This window comes from Flavobacterium sp. 9R, from assembly GCF_902506345.1.
Lineage (GTDB): Bacteria > Bacteroidota > Bacteroidia > Flavobacteriales > Flavobacteriaceae > Flavobacterium.
In genome coordinates, this window is the sequence record NZ_LR733419.1 from 1 (window position 1) to 2,094 (window position 2,094).

3 protein-coding genes are annotated in these 2,094 nt (G+C 31.8%); 2 read left to right on the forward strand and 1 reads right to left on the reverse strand.

The features are described 5' to 3' along the window. The first annotated feature begins 156 nt into the window (after window positions 1-156). Window positions 157-726 carry a hypothetical protein gene (locus tag FLAVO9AF_RS15170; RefSeq protein WP_159691216.1) on the forward strand — a complete coding sequence of 190 codons (570 nt, stop codon included), beginning with the start codon at window positions 157-159 and terminating at the stop codon, window positions 724-726. Window positions 727-908: 182 nt separating this feature from the next. Continuing rightward, window positions 909-1,301, forward strand: a complete 393-nt coding sequence (locus FLAVO9AF_RS15175; protein ID WP_159691219.1) for a hypothetical protein — start codon at window positions 909-911, stop codon at window positions 1,299-1,301. 158 nt (window positions 1,302-1,459) lie between these two features. Here FLAVO9AF_RS15175 and FLAVO9AF_RS15180 read toward each other — a convergent pair whose 3' ends face one another. Continuing rightward, complete coding sequence (locus FLAVO9AF_RS15180) at window positions 1,460-1,813, reverse strand: hypothetical protein (RefSeq protein WP_159691222.1); 354 nt, start codon at window positions 1,811-1,813, stop codon at window positions 1,460-1,462. Window positions 1,814-2,094: the final 281 nt, after the last annotated feature.

Sequence of the window (2,094 nt, forward strand, 5' to 3'; positions counted from 1 at the left end):
TAACAGCTACTACAACAGATTTGGGCATTGGCCTTAATTGGAAAATGGTTTTGTATTTGAATGTTTAGTGACAACCGAAAAATAAATCTTAATTTAGAACCCAAACCCGCTGTAGTACCAGAACGTTGGCAGTAATTTTGAAGGAAAACGAAAAAAATGAATATAAAAAATCTAATTTACATTTTGTTATCATTTGTCATATTATCGTGTAATGGACAATCTAAAACTGGAGATAAAAAAAACATTGAAAAGCAAAATACTGAACTAAATTTAAAGATAACTTATCCGAAAATAAACCATCGTGAAATTCCTCAAACTTGGAAAAGTCTTGATGCAATTCAGAAAGATTGGATTAAAGTCGAAAAGGATAAAGACGGTTATTTAATATATCAACCTTGTGATGGAAAAACTGAAACAGTAAAACTTGATGGTCGTCTTACTATAAATTGGAGAATAGAAGAACAACAAAAATTTGAGCTTGAAAAATTCACAAGATTAACCGAAAATAAAGCATTCAGAGCGGATGCTTATGATATTGAAAATAAAATAGGTTTTGAAATAAAAGCAAGAATTGTAGATTACAAAAACGGAATTGTTTTATGGGAATTTAACGGTATTAAATGGTTAATGACACCAAAAGAAAACTTTAAAAGTTTCAGAATTATAAAGAATAATTGCGAAACAGAAAAAAGAAAGGAATTAGATTTTTTGCCAATAGAAGAGTAAATAAAAAAACTACCGCCAACACACGCTACAAGCAAGCTGGGCATTTGGCTAGATTTGAAAATAGTTTGTATTTAAAACATTTGTTTTTAACCGAAAGATTCCGCATCTTTAATCCCAGCCTGCGTGTAGCGCGAGAACGTTGGCAGTAAGTTTAACCGAACGAAATAAACAAAATTATATTGATGATTAAACTTAAAGGCTTAAAGAAATTAATCTTCATAGCAATATCTTGTTGCTTAATCTCTTCAATTTACTTTTTCTACTTCTCGCCAAGAGTTGAAATAGAAGTTTACAATAAATCTGATTTTGACATTGACTCTCTAAATATTGACGATAAATTTTATAAAATACCAAAACAGAAATCTTTAGTCATCAATTGTCGAAAATTAACAATCCAAGGCAATCTTCCTTTTGGAACTCCAAATGGAATAATAAAAAATATGCAACGAGATACAATAACTTATATTCTTTGCGGAACTGGCGTTGAAGAAATTAGAAGTGGAAAATATAAATTTGACATAAAAGCTTTCATTGGAAAAGATTATTATATGCTAAACTGGGCTGAACATAAATAGAACAGAAAAACCTACTGCCAACAGCTACTACAACGGATTTGGGCAATTGGCTTAATGGGAAAAATGGTTTTGTACTTGGATGTTTAGTGATAACCGAAAAATAAATCTTAATTTAGAACCCAAACCCGCTGTAGTACCAGAACGTTAGGGATAACCGCCTAGCAATCGTTAAATTTTGGGCGTTCTATCTTCATAAAATGAGAAATGTCGCAATAATGGTAAACACAATCATCTTCTCCGTGATAATTATCATCCCCATCAGGTTGAGCTAGTATAGGTATTTTATGCTCATCTTCTTCTAAAATTATCCAAATCGGCTCTAAATTTTTAGAATATTCTGAAATCTCGTGGTCTGACAAAACTTCAATCCATTTATTTTTATCTTTCATTTTTTCTGATTTTACTTGTTTGTTAGTCTTAGTTTCGTAAATATTACCGTCTTTAAAATAATGTTTAGGAATATTATTTATTGGTATTCCTCTACCCATCCATCTTTTTGGAAATATGCTCATTTTTTATAATTTTTACGTGTTAATACTATCGTTGTATATCCCTAACACTCGTTACAAGCGATATGCTGGTTTAGTGGAATTACCGTTATTTAATAATGTTTTTTGCATAACCAAAACTACTCTGCTATCAAGTCCGCATACCGCTTGTAGCGAGGGAACGTTGGTGGCAAGTTGCGCCGAAATTACGCAGGCAAATCCAATTTGAAAGTAAACAGTTGTTTCCGCCGCAAGTTTTCAAAGCAGAAGCGTGAAAATTGAAACGTGCCAACAGAAGCGTGAAA